General features: G+C 39.5%; 4 protein-coding genes. All 4 read right to left on the reverse strand.

The window, feature by feature from the left end; translation table 11 throughout:
* On the reverse strand, positions 1-581 hold a 581-nt coding region (locus tag ACR2F7_RS07170; protein WP_432712901.1), incomplete at its 3' end, for a carboxypeptidase-like regulatory domain-containing protein.
* A 31-nt stretch (positions 582-612) separates the two neighbouring features.
* Positions 613-1,710, reverse strand: a complete 1,098-nt coding sequence (locus ACR2F7_RS07175) for a FecR family protein (RefSeq protein ID WP_432712902.1) — start codon at positions 1,708-1,710, stop codon at positions 613-615.
* A gap of 74 nt (positions 1,711-1,784) precedes the next feature.
* Positions 1,785-2,333, reverse strand: a complete 549-nt coding sequence (locus ACR2F7_RS07180) for an RNA polymerase sigma factor (protein ID WP_432712903.1) — start codon at positions 2,331-2,333, stop codon at positions 1,785-1,787.
* Between the two features lie 43 nt (positions 2,334-2,376).
* Positions 2,377-2,955, reverse strand: a 579-nt coding sequence (gene mtgA, locus ACR2F7_RS07185) for a monofunctional biosynthetic peptidoglycan transglycosylase (protein WP_432712904.1), incomplete at its 5' end; no start/stop codon positions are given.

The following is a 2,955-nucleotide window of genomic DNA, read 5'->3' on the forward strand; positions in this document are numbered from 1 at the left end:
ACCTTTCTGTTCCCTACTGCAATTACCTGTTTCAGGTAACCGATGTAAGAAAACTCTAACGTTGCTGCAGCATCTGCCACCCGTAAGGTATAGTTACCATTAGCATCTGTAACGGTGGCCACAGATAAGCCACTGACTTTAACAGACACCCCTGGCAAGGGCATGCCCGTATCGTCCACTACTTTTCCTGATATCACAATATCCTGAGCGGCTTTCACACCTGAATAAATGATAACCAGGTTATTTTCTTTAAGGGCATAAGTGATATCTGTTTCTTTCCAGATAGATTTCATAGCTTCATCTAAAGAAACTTCATGTAGCACCAGGGAGATCTTCTTATCCTGCGCCAAAGTTTGATTGCTGTAGACAAAACGGTAGGTAGTTTGCTTTTCAATGGTTTTAAGTAAATTCTTTATACTGATGTCATTGGCCGTAATGCTGATTTTTTGCTGTGCAAAACCAGACGCCGAGACCTGTATACACATCATCAATAAACTTAGGCTGGTCAGCTTGATCGAGAGCAGCATTTTGCTGGTCAGCGAATACTTACTTAAATGTTTAAATAGTAAGGTTCTTCTCATATTTAGTTGTTTTAGGTTATTAAGGTTTTATTTAGCGGGTGATGGTTATTTGATGCTCACTTACTGTAAATTGAAAAGGATAAGAAAGTTGCAAGGCCTCTAAAGTTTTAAGAATGGATTCGTTCTCAAAGACCCCGGAATAATGGTAACTTTTAACGGCTTCATCGGTGATAACGATCTTCATTCCATACCAGGACTCAAGTTTTTTGGCAATGACAGAAAGGGGTTCATCATCTATTTCCAGTCGGTTTTGAACCCATTGTACAGCCTCTGGTTTTTTGGTTTCAGCGTTGAGGGTTACTGTAGCCACATCAAAGGGTTGACCAGTCGCTCCTTTTTTTACAATTGAGTCATTTTTGAAGAGGAGCCTTTCATTTGGTTTAAGGATGGCATAAACACCGGGGTATTTTTTAGAGTCCACCCTGATGCTTCCACGCAGCAAAGTTGTTTCCATTTCCTTTGCATCTGGATAAGCTCTAACGTTAAAAGCTGTACCCAAAACTTTAATATCATTAAAAGTAGTGTGTACAATAAAAGGATGAAGGGTATCATGTGTAACGTCGAAAAAAGCTTCACCACTTAACCATATTTCTCTGTTGCTCTCAAAATTGGCCCGCAGCTTTACCGAGCTTTCCTTAGCCAGGGTGATGACTGTGCCATCTTTAAGCACTATGGTTTTACGCAATTGTTGACCTGAAAAGACAGTAGTCTCACTTTTCTCTTTCAATAGAAAGAAATTCGATAAGGAAGGCGAGAGCAAGTAAACAAATAGTGACAGCACTAATAGCGCAGCAATACCACCAAGGTATTTATAGATTGAAGGACCGGTCTTTTCAATTTTTAATGGCAACGGTTCTGTACGAACACCTAAAAGTGCTTCGCTGAACAACTGCTTTTGTTTTAAACCACTTTTTAAAGCCTGAATTTGTTGTAACCTGCTGCCCTGTTTAACAGTGAGGAGCTCTACCAATCGCTTGGCTTCTTCAAATTCTGCTTTTTTATGTGGAAGTTGTTCAATCCAATTTTGCCAAAGCAATTGATTTTGAAGGTCTGTCCCCAGGCAATAATGCTGAAAAGATTCGTTACAAATCAATTCTTCAACAAGGAAACTGTCATTTGGCATTTGCATAACATGGTGATTTGCTATACAGACGATGGAAAACTGCTTTTTTCCTAAGAAAATTAAATAATTTATGCAATAAATTATTTAAGCAGCTTTCTTAACGATTTAATGGCATCATATATGGTATTATAGGCTGTTTTTACCGTTTGGGAGGTCCGATCGGCAATTTGTTCATAGCTTAATCCCTCAAAAAACTTCAATTGGATCAATTCCATCTGCCTTGGCGTGAGTTGTTGTATGGCTGAGCTGAGTTTTTTCTTTAATTCGTCATCATGCTGTACGTTGATCAGTATCTCTTCGTACGACAACTCATTGCTCCTGTCCTCGGCGAACATCTGGTTCAGTGCAGTATTTGTTTTATTAAGATAACTCAGCTGGTCAAGCATACACCTTTTTAAAGCTGTCATCACATAGGCATTTACATTTTCCACTTTTGGTAATCGTGCACGCTTATCCCAAAGGTTTAAAAAAACCTGATTCACACAATCCTTCACCAATTCATCATCTGCATTGATTTGCAGACCAAAACGAATGAGGTGGAAATACATATTATTGTACAGTTCAAATAAGGCCTGCTTGTCGCCCAGCCGCATCTGCTCCCAATGATCACGATTATTATTCTCCAACATAGGCGAGGTCTAATATAATGATTTAAACCTTATTGCTTATATGTTAAAAATCTAAAGGCCCAAGGCGCTTCATATTTTTAATAATTAAATATTGCCTGTGTTTTATGTATTTCGTTGGCTTAAGCGGAGTCCAGCGCAAGGGATTTGGAAAACAAGCAGCAATTAAAGCAGCCTGCGATTTACTTAACTGTTGGCATGACTTGCCATAATATGCCTGTGCAGCAGCTTCTGCGCCATAAATCCCGTCGCCCATCTCAATTACATTGAGGTAAACTTCAAGGATGCGTTCCTTGCTCCAGAACATTTCAATCAACAAGGTAAAATAGGCTTCAAAGCCTTTCCTGATCCAGGAACGACCCGGCCACAGGAACACATTTTTTGCCGTTTGTTGCGATATGGTGCTGCCGCCTTTAATTTTCTTGCCTTTACCGTTGACATTGCTCTTATAAGCTTTCTCAATGGCCTTGATATCGAAACCCACGTGTTTTAAAAACAACTGGTCTTCAGCAGCCACGGCAGCCCTTTTCATATTGTCGGACATGTCCTTGAAATCAACCCACTTTTTTTCTATCTTAAAAGATTTGCCTGCTGCTTTACGTTCAAAATTTCTTCCAATCATTAA

The sequence above is a fragment of the Pedobacter sp. genome (assembly GCF_045628745.1).
Taxonomy (GTDB): Bacteria; Bacteroidota; Bacteroidia; order Sphingobacteriales; family Sphingobacteriaceae; genus Pedobacter.